The sequence below is a fragment of the Roseovarius nanhaiticus genome (assembly GCF_900156535.1).
Classification (GTDB): domain Bacteria; phylum Pseudomonadota; class Alphaproteobacteria; order Rhodobacterales; family Rhodobacteraceae; genus Roseovarius; species Roseovarius nanhaiticus.
In genome coordinates this window covers 440285-459091 of the sequence record NZ_FTNV01000003.1, presented here as the reverse complement: position 1 = coordinate 459091, position 18807 = coordinate 440285, and the positions used below count along the sequence as shown (strand labels likewise).

The 18807-nt window shown below is 62.8% G+C and carries 18 protein-coding genes; 1 reads left to right on the top strand and 17 read right to left on the bottom strand.

The window, feature by feature from the left end; all coding sequences use genetic code 11:
- Positions 1–12 precede the first annotated feature (12 nt).
- The 5 genes from BW975_RS18390 to sciP form a co-directional block, all read right to left on the bottom strand.
- Positions 13–144, bottom strand: coding sequence for a hypothetical protein (locus BW975_RS18390; protein ID WP_272482028.1), 132 nt, complete (start codon positions 142–144; stop codon positions 13–15).
- Between the two features lie 103 nt (positions 145–247).
- Positions 248–2383 carry an ATP-dependent DNA helicase RecG gene (recG, locus tag BW975_RS15335; protein ID WP_076535171.1) on the bottom strand — a complete coding sequence of 712 codons (2136 nt, stop codon included), beginning with the start codon at positions 2381–2383 and terminating at the stop codon, positions 248–250.
- Positions 2380–4629: an NAD-dependent DNA ligase LigA gene (ligA, locus tag BW975_RS15330; protein WP_076535170.1), complete on the bottom strand. Its 2250-nt coding sequence runs from the start codon at positions 4627–4629 to the stop codon at positions 2380–2382. Before ligA ends, recG begins: the two co-directional genes overlap by 4 nt.
- A 195-nt stretch (positions 4630–4824) precedes the next feature.
- Positions 4825–5541 (bottom strand): response regulator transcription factor CtrA, encoded by a 717-nt coding sequence (gene ctrA / locus BW975_RS15325; RefSeq protein WP_076535169.1) that lies wholly within the window; start codon positions 5539–5541, stop codon positions 4825–4827.
- A 92-nt stretch (positions 5542–5633) separates the two neighbouring features.
- Positions 5634–5912: a CtrA inhibitor SciP gene (gene sciP, locus BW975_RS15320; protein WP_076535168.1), complete on the bottom strand. Its 279-nt coding sequence runs from the start codon at positions 5910–5912 to the stop codon at positions 5634–5636.
- A gap of 183 nt (positions 5913–6095) precedes the next feature.
- On the opposite strand from sciP, the gene mnmA reads away from it, so the two are divergent.
- The gene (gene mnmA / locus BW975_RS15315) at positions 6096–7241 is read left to right on the top strand and encodes a tRNA 2-thiouridine(34) synthase MnmA (protein WP_076535167.1); all 1146 of its coding nucleotides are present in this window, start codon (positions 6096–6098) and stop codon (positions 7239–7241) included.
- Positions 7242–7247: 6 nt separating this feature from the next.
- Here mnmA and lpxB read toward each other — a convergent pair whose 3' ends face one another.
- The 12 genes from lpxB to frr all read right to left on the bottom strand — a co-directional run bounded on the left by lpxB (position 7248) and on the right by frr (position 18785).
- The gene (lpxB, locus tag BW975_RS15310; RefSeq protein WP_076535166.1) at positions 7248–8405 is read right to left on the bottom strand and encodes a lipid-A-disaccharide synthase; all 1158 of its coding nucleotides are present in this window, start codon (positions 8403–8405) and stop codon (positions 7248–7250) included.
- Complete coding sequence (locus BW975_RS15305) at positions 8402–9211, bottom strand: LpxI family protein (RefSeq protein WP_076535165.1); 810 nt, start codon at positions 9209–9211, stop codon at positions 8402–8404. The genes lpxB and BW975_RS15305 overlap by 4 nt, the downstream gene beginning before the upstream one ends.
- A 5-nt stretch (positions 9212–9216) precedes the next feature.
- The gene (lpxA, locus tag BW975_RS15300) at positions 9217–10011 is read right to left on the bottom strand and encodes an acyl-ACP--UDP-N-acetylglucosamine O-acyltransferase (RefSeq protein WP_076535164.1); all 795 of its coding nucleotides are present in this window, start codon (positions 10009–10011) and stop codon (positions 9217–9219) included.
- Entirely contained in the window at positions 10008–10472 is a 465-nt protein-coding gene (fabZ, locus tag BW975_RS15295; protein ID WP_076535163.1) for a 3-hydroxyacyl-ACP dehydratase FabZ, read from the bottom strand. Before fabZ ends, lpxA begins: the two co-directional genes overlap by 4 nt.
- A gap of 99 nt (positions 10473–10571) precedes the next feature.
- Entirely contained in the window at positions 10572–11168 is a 597-nt protein-coding gene (locus BW975_RS15290) for an OmpH/Skp family outer membrane protein (RefSeq protein WP_076535162.1), read from the bottom strand.
- Positions 11169–11266: 98 nt separating this feature from the next.
- Positions 11267–13525: an outer membrane protein assembly factor BamA gene (gene bamA / locus BW975_RS15285; RefSeq protein ID WP_244512577.1), complete on the bottom strand. Its 2259-nt coding sequence runs from the start codon at positions 13523–13525 to the stop codon at positions 11267–11269.
- Between the two features lie 298 nt (positions 13526–13823).
- Positions 13824–13946 (bottom strand): hypothetical protein, encoded by a 123-nt coding sequence (locus BW975_RS18385; RefSeq protein ID WP_272482027.1) that lies wholly within the window; start codon positions 13944–13946, stop codon positions 13824–13826.
- Between the two features lie 163 nt (positions 13947–14109).
- Entirely contained in the window at positions 14110–15456 is a 1347-nt protein-coding gene (gene rseP / locus BW975_RS15280; RefSeq protein WP_076535161.1) for an RIP metalloprotease RseP, read from the bottom strand.
- Positions 15457–15497: 41 nt separating this feature from the next.
- On the bottom strand, positions 15498–16661 hold the full coding sequence (gene dxr, locus BW975_RS15275) for a 1-deoxy-D-xylulose-5-phosphate reductoisomerase (RefSeq protein ID WP_076535160.1): 1164 nt from the start codon (positions 16659–16661) through the stop codon (positions 15498–15500).
- Positions 16658–17452 (bottom strand): phosphatidate cytidylyltransferase, encoded by a 795-nt coding sequence (locus BW975_RS15270; protein WP_076535159.1) that lies wholly within the window; start codon positions 17450–17452, stop codon positions 16658–16660. The genes dxr and BW975_RS15270 overlap by 4 nt, the downstream gene beginning before the upstream one ends.
- Positions 17449–18222 carry a polyprenyl diphosphate synthase gene (uppS, locus tag BW975_RS15265; protein ID WP_076535158.1) on the bottom strand — a complete coding sequence of 258 codons (774 nt, stop codon included), beginning with the start codon at positions 18220–18222 and terminating at the stop codon, positions 17449–17451. Before uppS ends, BW975_RS15270 begins: the two co-directional genes overlap by 4 nt.
- The gene (gene frr, locus BW975_RS15260) at positions 18222–18785 is read right to left on the bottom strand and encodes a ribosome recycling factor (protein WP_076535157.1); all 564 of its coding nucleotides are present in this window, start codon (positions 18783–18785) and stop codon (positions 18222–18224) included. Before frr ends, uppS begins: the two co-directional genes overlap by 1 nt.
- Positions 18786–18807 lie beyond the last annotated feature (22 nt).

The window sequence follows — 18807 nt, the reverse complement described above, 5'->3', positions numbered from 1 at the left end:
AAACAGGCGGTGTCAGAAACCCTGGAGGAGGCCAGGCATATAGAGGCACCCCATCAGCAGGATGACCAGAGCGGCAGCGCCAAGCGCATCCGCCAGCAGCGTCTCTTGCGACCGGGCCGCGGCAGTTTTGATCTGGTGTAGCATCGTGGCATCCTTTCGGTGGATCAGTTGCTACTTTGTTCTCATTTTCATTAACCATTGTAAAGAACTTTTTAAGAACATTTGAGAACAAAGCGCGATGATCTCACTAACCTACTGAAATCAAACGAATCGCCTGATCGCGCTCCATCAGCCAAAGCAGCACCCGTGCCGCCTGCCCGCGCGCGCTGCTCAGATCTGGATCATCCGACAGCAGCTTGCGCGCGTCACTTTGCGCAACGGCCATCAACGCCGCCTGCCCCTCCAGATCGGCGATGCGAAACCGTGGCAGTCCCGATTGGGCGGTCCCGATCATGTCGCCCGCGCCCCGCATCTCCAGATCGACCTCGGCGATGCGAAATCCGTCCTCGGTGTCGCGCATCGTGCCGAGCCGCCGCTCACCACTCTCGCTCAGCGGCGCCTGATACATCAGAAGGCAGGTCGAAGCCGCACTGCCACGCCCGACACGGCCCCGAAGCTGGTGCAGCTGCGCAAGGCCGAAACTCTCGGCACGCTCGATCACCATGATCGAGGCATTCGGCACATCGACACCAACCTCGATCACGGTCGTTGCGACCAGAACGGATGTCTCGCCCCGTTGGAACGCCGCCATTGCAGCGTCCTTGTCCTCGGGCGGCATCTGGCCATGAACCAGACCCACGCGCCCCTCACCAAGCGCCGCGCGCAGGGCGCGAAACCGCTCCTCGGCGCTGCTCAGATCGCTCAGCTCGCTCTCATCGACCAACGGGCAGACCCAATAGGCCTGCCGCCCGTCGGCGATGGCGCGGCGCAGCTTTTCAACCACCTCGTCTATGCGCGCCATGTTCACCAGCGCGGTGGCGATGGGTTTGCGCCCCGGCGGCTTTTCGTCCAATACGCTGATATCCATGTCGCCATATTGCGCGAGGCTGAGGCTGCGCGGGATCGGCGTTGCCGTCATGACCAGAACATCGACAGCAGCGCCCTTTCGCCCCAACTCCAGCCGCTGACGCACGCCAAAGCGATGCTGTTCGTCGATGATGGCAAGGCGAAGGTCGCGGAAGCCCACATCCTTCTGAAAGACCGCATGGGTGCCGACCAGGATCTGAATATCGCCCGCTGCCAGCGCGGCCAGCTTGGCGCGCCGCTCGGCACCCTTGTCGCGGCCCGTCAGGATTTCTAACACAACGCCCGCGGATTCGGCCAAAGGCCGCAGCCCCTCAAGATGCTGGCGCGCCAGAATTTCGGTCGGTGCCATCATCACACCCTGCCCGCCCGCCTCGACCGCGACCAGCAGCGCGTTGAGCGCCACCAGCGTCTTGCCCGCGCCCACATCGCCTTGCAGGAGGCGGTTCATGCGGATCTCGCGGCCCATATCCTCGGCGATTTCGCCGATGGCGCGGCTCTGCGCGCCGGTAGGTGTGTAGGGCAACGCCTTGAGAACGCGCGCCCGCAAGGCGCCATCGCCCACGGTGCGCCGACCCTTCCCGCGTTTCATGCGGCTGCGGGCCAGCGCCAGTGTCAACTGGTGCGCCATCAGCTCGTCATAGGCGAGGCGCTCGCGCGCGGGGTGGGTTGCGCCCAAGTCCGAGATTGCGGCAGGAGCGTGCGCCGCAATCAACGCGGCGTGCCAATCGGGCCAGCCCGCTTGCGCCTTCTGCGCCGGATCGATCCATTCCGATAGCTCAGGCGCACGCGCCAGCGCGGCCTGCGCAGCCTTGCGCATCGCGCCCTGGGTAAGGCCAGCTGTCAGCGGGTAAATCGGCTCGAAATCGGGGATCTCGCCTGCCTCCTCGGGCGGCAGCATGTATTCCGGATGGACCATCTGCGCCATCCCGTCAAAGAACTCCACCTTGCCCGAAAGAACCCGTGTTGCGCCGGGCGGCAGGATCCGCGTCAGATATTCGTCATGTCCCCGAAAAAAAACGATCTGAAACGTCGTCTGCGCATCTTCGGCGGTGATCCGGTAGGCCCCGCCGCGCCGCGCCGGGGGGCGATGCTGACCGATGACCGCCTCGACGGTGACATGGCCCGGCAAGTCGGCGCCCAGCAGGGTCTCACGCTTGCGCCGGTCGATCCCGGAATGCGGCAGCGTCATCAAAAGGTCCGCAGGCTTCTCGATGTGAAGCGCCGATAGCAGCTTGGCCGATTTTGGTCCCACGCCCGGCAAGGTCTCAATCCCCGCAAATAGCGGGAAGAGCGCGGGCGGGCGGCCCTTGGGCGCGGCGCCCGCATCCTTGGGCGCGTTGGGGCCGCCCCCGCTCATGCGCCGCCGATCAGCGCGAGCCAGGCGTCCTCGTCCAGCGTTTCGACGCCCAGCGATGCGGCCTTGTCGGCCTTGGAACCCGCACCGGGCCCGGCCACCAGGATATCGGTTTTGGCAGAAACGCTGCCCGACACCTTGGCCCCAAGAGCCTCGGCGCGGGCCTTGGCCTCGGCGCGGGTCATCTTTTCCAGCGTACCGGTGAACACGACAGTCTTGCCCGCGACCGGGCTGTCCGCCGTATCAGGCGCCGCCGCGTCCTCGATCGTCAACTGCTCGGTCAGCCGGTCGATACTTGCGCGCTCGGCTGTCTGACCAAAGCCAGTGACCAGCGCGGCGGCCACCGTGGCGCCAATCCCATCGATCCCGATGAGATCATCCCACGCCGCGCGCGCCTCCGGCCCACAATCCTGCCATTCTGCCTCGCGCGCGGGTTTGATGCGCGCACGCCGGCCCTCTTCGGCGGCGGCGCGCCGCTCTTCGGCCTCGGCTGCGTCAGCGCGCAAGTGGCAAGCTGCGGCGGGGGCGGCGGCATCGACAGCCCGCGTCAAAGCCTCCCAACTGCCGTAATGACGCGCGAGATCAGACGCGGCCACCTCGCCCACATGGCGAATGCCAAGGCCGAAGAGAAGCCGCGCAAGAGGCACCCGCCGGCGCGCGTCGATGGCATCGAAAAGGTTGCGGGCGCTCGTCTCGCCCCAGCCATCGCGGTTGGCCAGTTTGGTCAGGTTTTTCTTGTCGCGCGCCTCGAGGGTAAAGATATCCGCCGGCGTGTGGATCGGCAGCTGATCGTCAGCGTAGAAAAGTTCGACCTGCCTGGCGCCGAGACCCTCGATGTCGAACGCGGCGCGGCTGACGAAATGCTTCAACTTCTCGACGGCCTGCGCGGGACAGACGAGCCCACCCGTGCAGCGGCGCACAGCGTCGCCCTCGTCGCGGATCGCGTCCGAGCCACATTCGGGACAGGTTTTGGGGAACTCGTAAGGCTTGGCGCCCTCGGGACGCTGTGCCAGATCGACATCGGACACTTTGGGGATGACATCGCCCGCGCGGTAGACCTGCACCCAGTCGCCTATGCGAATATCCTTACCCCCGCGAATTTCACCTCCATCGCTGGCGCGACCGGCGATGTAATCTTCGTTGTGCAAGGTCGCGTTGCTGACCACGACGCCCCCGACAGTCACGGGCGAAAGCCTTGCAACAGGACTCAGCGCGCCAGTGCGTCCCACATTGATCTCGATATCCTCCAGCCGCGTCCAGGCCAGCTCGGCCGGGAATTTATGCGCGATGGCCCAGCGGGGTGTGGTACTGCGATAGCCGAGGCGCCGCTGCAGATCGAGATCGTCGACCTTGTAGACAACGCCGTCGATATCGTAGCCGAGGCTCGCCCGCTGCTGCTCGATCCGGGCGTAATGATCGAGGAGGTCATCGACAGAGTGGCAGAGCTTTGTCAGCGGATTGGTCTCAAACCCAAGCGCCGCTAGCCGCGTGACCGCGCCCATTTGGGTCTCGGCCAAAGGCGCGCTCACCTCGCCCCAAGCATAAGCGAAAAACGCCAGAGGCCGGGCGCGCGTGATTTCGGAATCGAGCTGCCGGATTGATCCAGCGGCGGCGTTACGCGGATTGGCAAATCTTTTGGCGCCGGCCTCGTCTTGGCGCTGGTTGAGGGCCGCGAAATCGGCGTGGGTCATGTAGACCTCACCGCGCACCTCCAGGATGTCGGGTGCGCCGTCGAGACTAGTCGGAATGCTTGCGATCGTGCGCGCATTGGCGGTCACGTTCTCTCCCACCGCACCATCGCCGCGCGTCGCGGCCTGAACGAGCCGCCCGTCCTCATATCGCAGTGAGAGGCTCAGCCCATCGATCTTGGGCTCGGCCGTGTAAGCCAAGGGCGCCTCTTTGGCGAGGCCCAGATAGTTGCGAACGCGGTCGTCAAATTCGGTGATGTCATCGGACCCGAAGCCGTTGCCCAGCGACATCATGCGCTGCGCATGTGCCACCTTGCCGAAACGGCCCGAGGGCGCGGCGCCTACCACCTCGCTTGGACTGTCAGCTCTCTTGATCGCCGGAAATCGTGCTTCGATGGCGCTGTTGCGCGCTTTCAGCCGGTCATATTCTGCATCCGTCAGATGCGGGTCATCTTCGCCGTGATACTCGAGATTCGCCTGCGAAAGCAGAGCGGCCAGCGCCTCAAGCTCGGCGCGCGCCTCCTCCTCCGTCAGATCGTTCACAGCGCGCCTGTCTTGCATCCCAGCCCCCATGCCGTGCGGTCCCAAAGGTCCGCCAATCTCATGCATGACGTGATAGGGTGCAGCGCGGGCGAGGTCCAGACGCTAGCGCGCAGGCCCGCAAGCGAGCGCCCCCACCCGATAAAACGATGCCGAAAACGACCGGGCTCAGGGCGGCTCTGCGATTTGCCCCAACGTCGCCGTCACCGCCCGAGATCAGGCGCCGATGGCAAGCCGTTTGTCGTCCAACTCGGACGGCTCGGGGTCACGAAGGACATAGCCACGTCCCCAGACAGTCTCGATATAGCTCTCGCCGCCTGTCGCCTCGCTCAGCTTTTTGCGCAGCTTGCAAATAAAGACGTCGATGATCTTGAGCTCGGGCTCGTCCATGCCGCCGTAAAGATGGTTGAGGAACATTTCCTTGGTCAGGGTCGTGCCCTTGCGCAGGCTCAGCAGCTCGAGCATCTGATATTCCTTGCCGGTGAGGTGAACGGCCTTGGCGGCAACTTCAACGGTTTTGGCGTCCAGGTTGACGTTGATCAGCCCGGTTCGGATCACCGATTGGGAATGGCCCTTGCTCCGCCGAATAATCGCGTGGATACGCGCCACCAACTCTTCGCGGTGAAAGGGCTTGGTCAGATAATCATCCGCGCCGAAGCCAAAGCCCTTGATCTTGCTATCGGTATCGTCCGCGCCCGACAGGATCAGGATAGGCGTTTCAATCCGGGCAAGGCGCAACTGGCGCAAGACGTCATGACCCGTCATGTCCGGCAGGCCGAGATCCAGCAAGATGAGGTCGTAATCATAGAGCTTCGCAAGATCGATCCCCTCCTCGCCCAGCTCCGTCGTATAGACGTTGAGATTGGCATGGGTCAGCATCAACTCGATGCTCTTCGAAGTTGTTGGATCATCTTCGACCAGTAAGATACGCATTCGCTTTTCTCCGCAGCAGGATCACTTTTGTCCAACCTGACTAAAATTGGTTAACTACAAGTTACCGTAGGTGAACATTTAGCGAATGCAATCTATGGTTGTCGATACGTTTTCACCATCGTGGCCTTCAAAGCCTCTTCGCCGTGCAGGGAAACCGCTCGCACCCACTCGCTGAATTCCTCCTCGCTCAGCTGATATTTCTTGCACGCCTCCCCCTGGCTGAGCAGACCGTAAAGAACGCCGCGAACCACGGCGAGCTTGCGGGACGCGACCCAGCGCACGGTATTTGCAGGAGGCAGGTCAGCCTGGGTCATGCTGCTGCCATCCGGCAGTGTAACGGCGCGCGGTCCGCCGACTTTTTTCAGGTACATCTTTCCATCCTCGTGAAACCAAGGACAGATTGGCCGCAGCAGCGTTAATGTGCCCTGAAACGCGGCGGGCTAAGTATCTAGGATTTGCCTAAACCGCGGCTGCAGTTTTCGGCCGAACCGTTTTGCGTTTTGTCCACCGAACGCTTATGTGAGGCGTCAAGTTGACATAACGGATGCCGCATCATGCCTCTCGATACCGCCCCCCGCCTCAATTCCCTCGGCTTTGCCAAGCCCGAATCCGAGACGCGCGTCGTCGTGGCGATGTCCGGCGGCGTCGACAGCTCGGTCGTGGCGGCACAGCTGGCCGAGGAAGGCTATAACGTCGTCGGCGTGACCCTTCAGCTTTATGATCATGGCGCGGCACTGGCCAAGAAGGGCGCCTGCTGCGCCGGGCTGGACATCCACGATGCGCGGCGCGTGGCGGAACGCATGAACTTCCCTCACTATGTGCTTGATTATGAAAACGTCTTCAAAGAGGCCGTAATTGATGAATTCGCCGACAGTTACCTGGCCGGCGCCACGCCCGTGCCCTGCATTCGCTGTAACGAACGGGTAAAATTCAAGGATCTGCTCGAGACCGCGCGCGACCTGGACGCCGACTGCATGGCGACCGGCCACTACATTCAGCGCAAGATGGGCGCCCACGGCCCCGAGCTGCACTCGGCAGAAGATGCCAACCGCGACCAATCGTATTTCCTTTTCTCGACGACACCCGAGCAGCTGGAGTATCTGCGTTTTCCGCTGGGCCACCTGCCCTCCAAGGACGCGACCCGCGCGCTGGCCGCCAAGTACGGGCTGAGTGTCGCCGACAAGCCCGACAGCCAAGATATCTGTTTCGTCCCCAACGGAAATTACGCCTCCGTGATCGAAAAGCTGCGCCCCGGCGCCGCCGAGCCGGGCGAGATTGTCGATCACGAGGGCAATGTGCTGGGCCAGCATGAGGGCGTGCTGCACTACACCGTCGGTCAACGCCGCGGGCTGGGGATCGGCGGGCTGGAAACACCGCTCTACGTGGTCAAGCTGGACGTGGACGCGCGGCGCGTGATCGTCGGGCCGAAGGAGATGCTCAGCACCGCGATCGTGCCCCTGCGCGAGATCAACTGGCTGGGCGACGATGCGTTCGACGCAGTGTCCGACCGGCACGTCTCGGTCAAGGTGCGCTCCACCCGCGCCCCGCGCGAGGCGGTGATCCGGCCCCTCTCGCCCACCACCGCCGAAGTCGAGTTGCTGACTCCCGAAGAGGGCGTATCCCCCGGACAGGCTTGTGTTTTCTACGAGACAGGTGGCACGCGCATCTTGGGCGGCGGCTGGATCTGGCGCGGCTACTGAACTCCGCTAGCCGCGGCCGATCCCATCCAGAACGGCGCGCGCCGCGCGCAGGCCCGGTGCCTCGCCGCCGCGGCCCAGACGCTCCATCGTCAGCGCCATAGCATCCAGCTGTGCGCCCGGCGCTTCCAGCATCTTGATCAGCGCCGCCGCGATCTCGGGAGGGTTGCAATGCTTGCCGTTGCATTCGGGAATGGCGCGCGTCTCGCTAACCAGATTGACCAGCGTCAACGTATCGATCTTGAGCATCATCGCGATGATCTGACGGCTCACCCAACTCACATCATAAGCGATCACCATGGGCGTCGCGCTGGCCGCCAATTCGAGGGACACGGTTCCCGACGCCGCCAGCGCACCAGTAGCTGTTCCAAAAGCACACGCCTTTTCAGCCTTATAGGCGTCACTCTCCATCTGCGACGGATCGAGGATCAATGGCGAGGCCGGCCAGTCCACAACCACATCGCGCAGAACCGGCGCCACATGCGCCGTCGTCGGCACAACGAGGCGGAGGTTTGGATGCCGTTCCAGAACAGGGCCAAGCGCCTTGCCGAATATCGGGCCTAAACGCCCCACCTCGCCCCGGCGCGAGCCAGGCAGTACCAGCATCACGGGCGCATCGCCCAGATCATGGCGCGCCCGGAAATCCTCGATTTCCGCCTTCGTCGCTTGCGGTTCGCTGACCACCGGGTGGCCGACGAAGTCGCACGCCATGCCCGCCGCCTCCATGTAAGGCGGCTCGAAGGGCAAGAGAGCGAGCACATGGTCGATCACCTTCGCCATCTTGGCGGCGCGGCCCGCGCGCCAGGCCCAGACCGAGGGCGCGACGTAATGGACCGTGCGCATATCGCTAGATGCCTTGACCAAGGCGGCCACGCGCAGCGAAAAGTCCGGGCTGTCGATGGTGATCATCACATCCGCATCCGACCCAAGAGCGGCTTCGGCCGTCTCGCGGATGCGGCGCTTGAGGTGGCGATATTTCGGGAGAACCTCGATGATGCCCATGACGCTCAGCTCATCCATGGGAAAAAGGCTTTGCAAACCTTCCGTCTCCATGAGAGGCCCACCGACGCCGATGAATTCCACATTTGTAAGGTGGCGCAACCCCGCCATCAACGCCGCCCCAAGCCTGTCGCCTGACGCCTCGCCAGCGAGGATGAAAACCTTCATGCAAGCGCCTGCGATATAACGAAAATGCCACGTTCCTGCGCACGTCTCAGGGCTGTCTCCCGCTCAAGGATCACCACTGCGCCCGCCGCCAGCACCAAACCGGCAAGGCCCGCATCCGCCACGGCATCCACAGTCGAGGGGCCGACCGTCGGCATATCGATGCGCAAATCCTGACCGCGTTTGGGCCCCTTGACGTAGACACCCCGCTGGCCACGCCGGAGCGCGATTGGCGTCTGCGCGACATAGGCCAAGATTGCGTCTGTGCCCTGTACCGTTTCAATTCCGAGGCACTGACCACCCGCCACTGCGCAGCCCTGCCCAATGTCGAGCGGCGAAATCTCAGATAGAATATGCGCAGCGCGCGCTGCGTCCGCCAGCTCTGCTTTACTGGGCGCAGGTCCGACAGCCAACCCCGGCTCCACGGTCAGCCCGGGCAGCAGCTCATGCGCGCCCAGCACGTCAAAGCCTTGCTCTTCGAACATTCCGATGACAAATCGCAAAAGCGCATCGTCGCCTTGCGGGATTGCCGCCATCAAGCCCGGCGCAAGACGTATCATCTCGGTGTCGAATTCTGCCGGGTTCAGCGCGGGCCGCACCAGCGATCCTGCAAAGACCATGCGATCCACGCCCGCGGCCTTCATTGCATCAAACAGCGCGCCAATCTGCTCCAGCGGAAATTCCTGCGCCGAATGCGCCAATTCGCTTGGTACGCCGCGCAGGGTAAAGTGCAACGCCTCGGGATGCGCGCGCGCAAGCAGTACGGGCAGCGCACCACCACAGGCGAGAATGGCAAGCCGCCCGGCCACGCGGCTTAGCCCTGGCCCGGCGTGAGGAAGGACCGGTCGCTGGCAGCAGTCACGAATTCAACGATGCGCGCGACGTATTCGCTGTCGCTCTCCGCACCCATCCGGCGGGCGCGCTCCTGAAAGGTGCCCTCGCCTTGGGCCAGCATCTGGAACGCGGCGCGCAGGGCGGTGATGTCCGAACGGCCCACACCGCGCCGCTTGAGCCCGACGAGGTTCAGCCCGTCAAGCACACCGCGCGGCGCCTGAACCAGGCCGTAGGGAATGACGTCATTCGTCACCATCGTTACGGCGCCAATGATCGCGCCGCGGCCGATGCGCACGAATTGATGCACGCCCGACAGACCGCCGATGATCACGTCATCCTCGATGATCGCATGGCCCGCCAGTGCCGCGTTGTTCACGATGATCACGCGGTCGCCGATCATGACGTCATGCGCCACATGGCAGCCAGCCATGAGCAGGCAGTCGTCGCCCACCTTCGTCAGCGCGCCGCCGCCCGAAGTGCCGGTGTTGATCGTCACATGCTCGCGAATACGCGCGCGCGCGCCAATCTCGAGGCGCGTCTTTTCCCCCTGAAATTTCAGATCCTGAGGGATCTCGCCGACGCAGGCGAAGGAAAAGATCGTACCGCCAGGACCGATCACCGTATCGCCCTTGATCACCACATGGCTGTGCAAAACGCAGCCATCGCCCAGCACCACCTCGGGACCGATATGGCAAAACGGACCAATGGAGCAGCCAGCGCCGATCTTCGCGCCCGGCTCGATCACCGCACTGGGATGGATGTCGCTCTGGCTCATGCGGCGCCCAAATCCATCATGGCGGTGAATTCTGCCTCACAGGCCATTTCGCCGTCCACGCTGGCCACGCCCGCGAATTTCCAGACTTTGCCACCCGGCTTCCCGCGCTGCGTGGTGAGGTGCATCTCCAGAACATCGCCGGGCACGACCATGCGGCGGAACTTGCATTTGTCGATGGCCATGAAATAGACCAGCATGTTCTTGTCCTGCATCTCGAGCGCAGTGCCCACCATCACCGCTGCCGTCTGCGCCATCGCCTCTACGATGGTCACGCCCGGCATGATCGGCTTGGACGGAAAATGACCCTGAAAATGCGGCTCGTTCATGGTGACGTTCTTGATGCCGACCGCCGATTGATACCCGTCGATGTCGCGCACCTTGTCGATCAGCAGAAACGGATAGCGATGCGGGATCAGCCGCTGGATCATGTGGATGTCGGCAGAGGCAAGCGGCTGGGTCATTGATGTCCTTTCACGCGCCGCAGATACGCGGCGTCCCGGGCGTTTCGAAGGCATGCTTTAGCAAGTCGCTCCGGACGGAGCAAGCAGCGCGCCAGCGCCTCACTCGGCATCGGCGGCGGGCGGCGCGGCGCCCTCCCCGGTGGATGGCTCGGCCTCTGGTTCAGGCGTTTCAGGCGCTGTGCTATCGGGCATGACGCCCGACCCATCGCCGATCTGCGCATCGATACGCGCGATGGCAAGATCCGTGATGTCGATCACATCCGCGCGCAAGAGCACCTGACGATTGTCGAGGATGATCTTGCCGCCCGTGTCGCGCATGACCTGCACCAGGATCGGCTCGGCCACGCGCATCAGTGACAAGGGCGCAATCTCGCGCCCGCGCTCCAGATCGCGGGCCTTGCGATCATTTTCAGCCCGGATAGAGCGCACCTTGGCGTCGAACGCGTCTGCCTCGGCGCGAAACTCGGCGGCGGTCATGGTCTTGCGCGCATCTGTCAGCGCCTGCTCTTCGGCGCGCAGTTCGGCTTCGATCTCGCGATTGTTGGCGATCAGTGCGTCGCGCTCTGCCTGATACTGACTGGTCAGGCGCTGACCCACCAGCGAGTCCGCAAAAAGCCGGTCAGGATCAAGCACGAGGATCTCGCTTTGGACCGCGCCCACATCCTGGCCCTGCGCCGCGTTCGGCACAGCTTGCATCAATGCGGCACAGACGGACAACGCGGCGCTGATCCGGGCAGTTCTTGTAGCGGACCAACGCCCCTTTTTCCGCACAATCGTCAGGCCGCGCGGCCGCATCAGAATGTCGAAGCGATGGACAAGTCGAAGGCCTGGGTCTTGTCGCCCGGCTCTTTTTGCAACGCATGCGAGAAGTTGAAGCGCAACGGGCCAAACGGGGATTGCCAGATCACCGACAGGCCAATGGCCTGACGTGTGTTGAAGCTTGTCGAGGCCAGAGGGCCCGTTGCGCCGGTCGTATCCACGTCCCAGAGTGCGCCAATATCGTAAAAGGCGCCGCCGGTGATGCCGTATTCTTCGGGCAGGCCCAGCGGGAACTCGGCGTCGAACTTGAGCGCGGCAAAATAGTTACCGCCCAACTGCTCAAGCGACTCGGTCGGGCCGATCCCGTTCGGCTCGAAGCCACGAATGATCTGGCCGGAATACCGGTCAACCGCACGGCTGTCGTCACTGCCGAGGAAATTAAGCGCGCCGCCTTCCAATGTCGCGCGCAAGGTCAGCTCTTCGTTCAGAACGCGGGTTTGGGCAATGGCGCGGGCTGAAGTTTTGATATATTCCTGATCGCCGCCCAGCCCGTAGAATTCCTGACCAAAGGCCAATAGGACGCCCGCATTCGGGTTCAGGCCGGTGCGACGGGTATCATAAGTATATTCATAGCCCAAACCGCTGGCCCATTCGTCACCGCGCGCCACCTCGGTTGCAAGGATGCCCGATGTGCCGGTGTAGTTGCTCATGTCCTTGTAGGCAGCACTATACAGCAGCGAAAGACGGCCATTTTCGCTGACTGGGAAGGTCAGGCTGGGGCGGAACGCACCGATGGTCGTATCATAGAACGAGAAATCCGCATCCGTATCGATCAACGAGAAATCGAGGCCGAATGCCACGTCGCGGCCAAGAAAGGCTGGCTCGACAAAGCTAAGATTATAGTTGGCCTGATCGGCGCTGGCCGCAATCTGCGCGGCAAGACGCTGACCGCGTCCAAGGAAGTTGCGCTCGGTAAAGCCGATGGAGAAACCGACGCCGCTGCTTGTGGAATAAGACGCACCAAAAGAGAGCGATCCGGTGCTTTTTTCCTCAACATCCACATCGACGACAACCTGATCGGGGGTGGAGCCTTCGCGCGCGTCCACTTCGGCCGTCTCGAAGAAATCGAGCGCACGGATCCGCTCGGCGGCCTCGCGGATTTCGCGCGGGTTGAACGGGTCACCCTCGACAGTATCAAACTGGCGGCGGATCACACGGTCGAGCGTGGTTGTGTTGCCCTCGATATCGATACGTTCGACAAAGACACGCGGGCCGCGCACCAGTGCGAATTCAACGTCCAGCGTCAGATCCCGATCATTGCGTGTAATGCGCGGCTCGACGCGGAGGAAATCGACTCCGTTGCGCACGCCAAGGCGCTCCATCCTGGCGATCGAATTCTCGACCTTGGTGGGGGTATAGATCTCGCCTGGTTTGATGCGCAGCGCATCTTGATACTCGGCGGCCTCCGCATTCGGCAGCTCGCTGACCGTGGTGATGCGCCCAAAGGAAAACTGCTGACCTTCCTCGATGTTGAAGGTCACGAAATAGGTGTCACGCTCGCGCGCAAGCTCGGCATTGGTGCCGGTCACGCGGAAGTCGACATAGCCGCGCGCGGCATAGAAATCCGCCAAAAGCTGTTTGTCGAACTCGATACGGTCCTGAACAAACGTATCGCGATTGACCAGCGCGCGGAAAAGGCCAGCCTGTTTGCTGTCCACGACACGGCGCAGACGACGATCCGAGTAGGCCCGGTTGCCGACAAAGCTGAGGCGTTGCACCTCGATCTTCTTGCCCTCGAAAATTTCGAAGACCAGATCGACGCGGTTGTCGCTGCGGCGGATAACCTTGGGGCTCACCCGCGCGGCGCTGCGGCCCGATTGCGCATAGGCGTCCACGATCACGGCGACATCACGCTCGGCCTTCGCGGGGTTGTACACTTGGCGAGGGGCGCTCTCGATCTGGCCGAAGAGGTCATCATCGTCGATGCGCGTATTGCCCTCAAAGGCGATCTTGCTGATCGTGGGAAATTCGATGACGCGGATTTCCAGCGTGCTGCCCCGCGGGTTGATCGACACATCCTCGAAAAGACCGCTATTCAGAATGCGCTGATACGCCTCGTTCAACTCGCCCGCCGATACCGTCTCGCCGCGGCCGATTCCCGCGTAGGTCAGGATGGTCCCAGCCTCGATCCGCTGATTGCCTTCGATGGCGACATTATTGAACCGATAGTTCTGCGCCTCGACCGCTGACGGGATCGTCAGAAAACCAACGCAAACCAGGGCTGTGCAAGCCATTATTGACGCAGACGCACGGTCCTTCGAGGGATGCAACCGGCTTCTCTTCAACAATCCGCGCGCGCCTCCTGCGATGGAGGTCATCAGGCGGCGCACCGCGCGCGAAAAGGTCAGCAATGTCATCTAAGCACCCAGTCCAATACCCCAGTGACAAAGTCAGTAACGGGTCAGGCAGGGCTTGTCAAAATGCCATTCAGCCCATCGCGCAAGCGAGCCGCTTGCCGGTGCGTATGGCATGAAAAGGATCGCAGACCGCCGGTGTCACGGGACAGCGGACACGCAATCTGTATCGCCGGGTTCAGAAGGATGCGAAAAAAGCCGACACGAAAAGCGCCGTCGCGATTGCAGCTGGCATCAAGAAGCGATCGAGATTGAGGTCGATGAAAAGGCCGATGCCTTTGTAACCGCTGATGTTCTGCATCTGTCTGCTCCTCCGGCATGCAAGCAACCCCCGTCCGACGGGGTGTATTGGCAGAGGTATGGCAGAGCATTGCGGCACGATTCGGCGCAGCAATAGGGCGAAATTGAGGCATTTCGCGAGGCACGCCACATTTGGCGCGCCTCCAGGGTTCAGTCCTTGGGAATTACGGACACCAGATATCATTAAAGAGCGCGAACACCATAAGGCCAAGGATCAGCGTCAAACCGATGGTCATCATCACTCTGAGCGCACCGTCACTTGGCGGTTTGCCCGCAACGGCTTCGTAGGCATAAAAGACCAGGTGACCGCCATCTAGGACCGGCACGGGAAACAGATTGAGAAGACCCACAGCAGTCGACAGCACGGCAATAAACCAGATGAAGTTCTCGGGCCCTTGGCTTGCCATCGCGCCCGAGGCCTGCGCGATGCCGATGGGCCCCGACATATTGCAACTGCTGATCGCGCCCGTGACCATGTGATATAGACCCGAAAGCGAATTGGCGGCGACCGCGTATGTCTGCTGCACGCCCGCCAGCGTGGCATCGACCGCCCCCATCCGCTCGGTCCCCGGCTCGAAGGACCATCCGCCCGCAATACCGATACGCCAGACTGTGGCAAAGCCGCCATCCGCCCGCGGCTCGTCCGTGCGGCGCGGCGTCAACTCCAGCTCAAGCGTCTCGCCCTCGCGCCACACATCCAGGGCGAGCGGCGCCCCGTTCGATGCCTCGACGATATTCTTGAGCTGCGTGAAAGACGAGATCGCATCCCCATTGACGGCAGTGATGACATCGCCCGCCTGCATGCCCGCGCGGAAGGCCGCGGATTGCGGCGCCAACTGGGTGACGATGGGCGGCAAGGGATGGGGTCCGAGGGCTGTCGTCTCGATCCCGTCCCGCTCGACGCGGTACTCCATCACATCCCGGTCCGGCAGCGCGTTTGAGAAGGCATCGAATGCACCACGATCGTCGTAACCGGGCACATCCGCACCCGCGACGTCCAGCACCGTATCGCCCGGCTGCAACTCGATTCCCTGCGCAGGCAAAGGCTTGAGTGCGCCAATTTCCAGCGGTTCTGCCATCTTGCCCTGGAACATCATCACGCCCGCAAAAATCAGGATAGAGAGGGCAAAGTTGAAGATCGGGCCCGCTGCCACCGTCGCCGTCCGCGCCCAAAGAGGCGCGCCATGCATGGTTTGGCGCAGCCGCTCGGGCGGAGTGGCGGCCATGGCATCCGTGTCCTTGCCACTGGCCGCATCCGCATCACCCAGAAATTTGACGTATCCGCCGAAGGGCAGCGCCGCCAATTGCCACCGCGTGCCGTGTTTGTCGACCCGCGAGAAAAGAACGGGACCGAAACCGAGCGAGAAAACCTCGGCCTTGATCCCGGACCAGCGCCCGACGATGTAGTGGCCGTATTCATGGATCGCAACGATGACCGACAAGGCCACGACGAAAGCGGCCATCACGCCGATGAAACTGCCGAATTGCGGAAGAACTGCCGAAAAATCCAAAGAATATCCTATTCTGTCAGTGCGGATCCGCCCGCGCGCCCTCAGGCGGAAACGATGCGGTCGATATGGTGGCGTGTAAGGTGGTCCCAGCGCCCGACGCTTTCAAGCGTGATCGTGTCGCATCCCTGACCGCTCACGCCTCCGACCTCTTCGAGGCACCGCGCGACCAGATCGCTCATCGCGGCAAAACCGATACGGCCCGCGATGAAGTGATCCAGCGCACGCTCTTTGGCGGCGTTGAAGACGGCGCCGCTATGCCCGCCCGCCTCCATGACCTGCCGTGCCAGCGCCAGCGCCGGATAGCGCGCGGGATCGGGGTGATGAAAATCAAGCCGGCCAAGCGCGGCAAGGTCCAACCGTTCAACCGGCAGCGCGCGGCGCGCGGGCCAATTCAGCGCATAACCGATGGCGTGGCGCATATCCGGCGGGCCGACATGCGCCATCAGCGCGCCGTCGACAAAGCCGACCAGCGCGTGAATGGTGGATTGCGGATGCACCAGCACCTCGATCTGATCGGGCGTGAGGCAAAAAAACTCTTTGGCCTCAATGACCTCCAGTGCTTTGTTGAACATCGACGCCGAGTCTATGGTGATGCGTTGGCCCATGTCCCAATTGGGATGGGTCGATGCCTCGGCCACCGTGACATGGGCCAAATCGCTGAGGGGCCGATCGCGAAACGCGCCACCCGAGGCCGTGATCACCACGCGCTCGACCGCGCCGCGATCCTCGCCGACAAGCGCCTGAAAGATCGCCGAATGCTCGCTGTCGACCGGCAGGATCGTGGCATCATGCTTGGCCGCGGTCGCAAGCATCAGCGGCCCCGCCGTCACCAGCGATTCCTTGTTGGCCAGTGCAAGCGTGGCCCCCTGCCCCAGCGCGGCCAGACCCGGTGCCAATCCGGCGACGCCGACGATTGCCGACATGACCCAATCGGCGGGACGTGCCGCCGCCTCGATCAGCGCCTCCGGGCCGGCGGCGGCGGCAATGCCGCTGCCGTCAAGCGCGGCGCGCAGATCACTCAGCCGGGCCCGATCGGCGGTTACGGCAAGCTCGGCCCCGAACTCACATGCGTCCTGCGCCAGTTGCGCTATATTCTGCCCGCCTGTCAGAGCCACTACCTGATAGGCCTCCGGCGTGCGCCGGATCAGATCGAGCGTGTTCTGCCCGATGGAGCCCGTGGCCCCAAGGATCGTGACGCGCCTCATGAAAGCCCCAAGGACAGCCCCGGCAGCAGCCCGAAAAGCCAAAGGACTCCGGTCAGCAACGTGGCCCCCAGCATGGCGTCGAACCGGTCCAGAACGCCGCCGTGGCCGGGGATCAGGTTCGAGCTGTCCTTGACGCCAACACGCCGCTTGATCCAGCTTTCCCAGACGTCGCCCGCCTGGCCGGCGAGCGATAGCGGGATCGACAGCACCATGAGCTGCGCGCCAACGCCAAGCGCGTAGCCAAAGATGAGGCCCGTCACCGCGGCGGCCATCCATCCTGCAACCGTTCCGCTCCACGTCTTCTTCGGGCTGATGGCAGGCCAGAATTTCGGGCCGCCAAGGGCGCGACCGGCCATGTAGCCAGCCACATCCGTTGCCACCACGACGCAGACCACCCACAAAAGCCAACCCATGCCCGCTTCGATCCGCAAAAGGACCGCCGCATGGCAAGCCAGCAATGTCGCACCCGCGAAAAAGCCAAAGAGGATGCGGCGCGACGCGATCTGCCACGCGCCAAAACAGGCAACCGCGATGAGGCCTGGCAGCGCAAGCCAGACCGGCAGGATCCAGGCCAGACCCAGCGCCACAGCGGCGATCACGCCCATGCCCGGCGCCCAGGCACGCCCCCCCAGCATGCGCGACAGCTCCCATATCATGGCGCCGCCCAAAACCCAGACGGCCACCATGAAGGGCGCGCCGCCCAGCCAGACTTCGACCAGGCCGATCGCGATCATCACAGCGGCCGAGATCAAACGGACGTTCAAGTCGCCCCAGCGTTCCGTGCGGCTCATGCCCGCGTTCCTCCATAGCGCCGCTCGCGCCCGCCATAAGCGCCCACGATGCGGCCAAAGATATCGCGGGTGAAATCAGGCCAGAGCGTGTCCACGAATTCATATTCGGCATAAGCCGATTGCCACAGCAAAAAGTTTGAAATTCGCGCCTCGCCAGAGGTGCGGATGACAAGGTCAGGATCCGGCAGAACCCGTGTGTCCAAGTATTTTGTCAGGGTTTCTTCATCAACTTCCGAAGGCGCCAAACGGCCTTCGGCCACGTCGCCTGCCAGTTCCTTTATCGCGCGGCTTACCTCGTCGCGGCTGCCGTAGTTGATCGCGATGGTCAGATGCACCAGATCATTCTCGCAGGTCATCTCTTCCAGCTCGTCCATCAGCGCAACCAGCTTGGCATCGAGGCGCAGACGATCTCCAATGAAACGCACGCGTACGTTTTCATCCCGCAGCGCGCGCGCTTCTTTGGAGATGTAGCGCCGAAACAGACTCATCAGGCCCGAAACCTCGGTTTGGGTCCGTTTCCAATTTTCCGTGGAGAACGCAAAAATCGTCAGATATTTGACGCCAAGATCGGGGCAGGAATTCACGATCTCACGCACGCGCTTGGCGCCGGCATGATGGCCGAAAAGACGGGGGCGCCCGCGCGCCTGCGCCCAGCGGCCATTGCCGTCCATGATCACGGCCACATGGCGCGGACCTGGTCCTTGGGCCTCCTGGGCCGCGGCGTCCGGGACAGAAGTCCCGGCGTCCTTGCTGCCCCTGCCCTTGAACATCAGACCTGCATGATCTCCGCCTGCTTCGTCTCGAGCGTTTCATCCACGCGGCCGATGAACTTGTTTGTCAGGTCCTGAACCTCGGTTTCCCAGAATTTCTGGTCATCCTCGGACATGCCGTCGTTCTTGGCCTTCTTGATCTGATCCATGCCATCGCGGCGCACGTTGCGGATCGCAACGCGCGCGTTTTCGGCGTAGGTCGAAGCCACTTTGGTCAGATCGCGGCGGCGCTCTTCGTTCAGTTCGGGGATGGGCAGCATGATGATCGTGCCATTCATCTGCGGATTGATACCGAGGCCACTGTTACGGATGGCTTTCTCGACCTTGTTGACCAGGCCCTTGTCCCAGACGTTGATCGTCACCATGCGCGGCTCGGGCACGTTGACGGTGCCAACTTGATTGATCGGTGTCATCTGCCCATAGGCATCGACCATTACGGGCTCGAGCAGGGATGCGCTGGCGCGGCCGGTGCGCAGCGATGAGAACTCCACACGCAGCGAGGCGATCGCCCCTTCCATGCGCCGCTCCAGATCGGCGGTGTCGATTTCAAAGTCTTCGGCCATTGTGCTCTATCCTCTTGGCTTG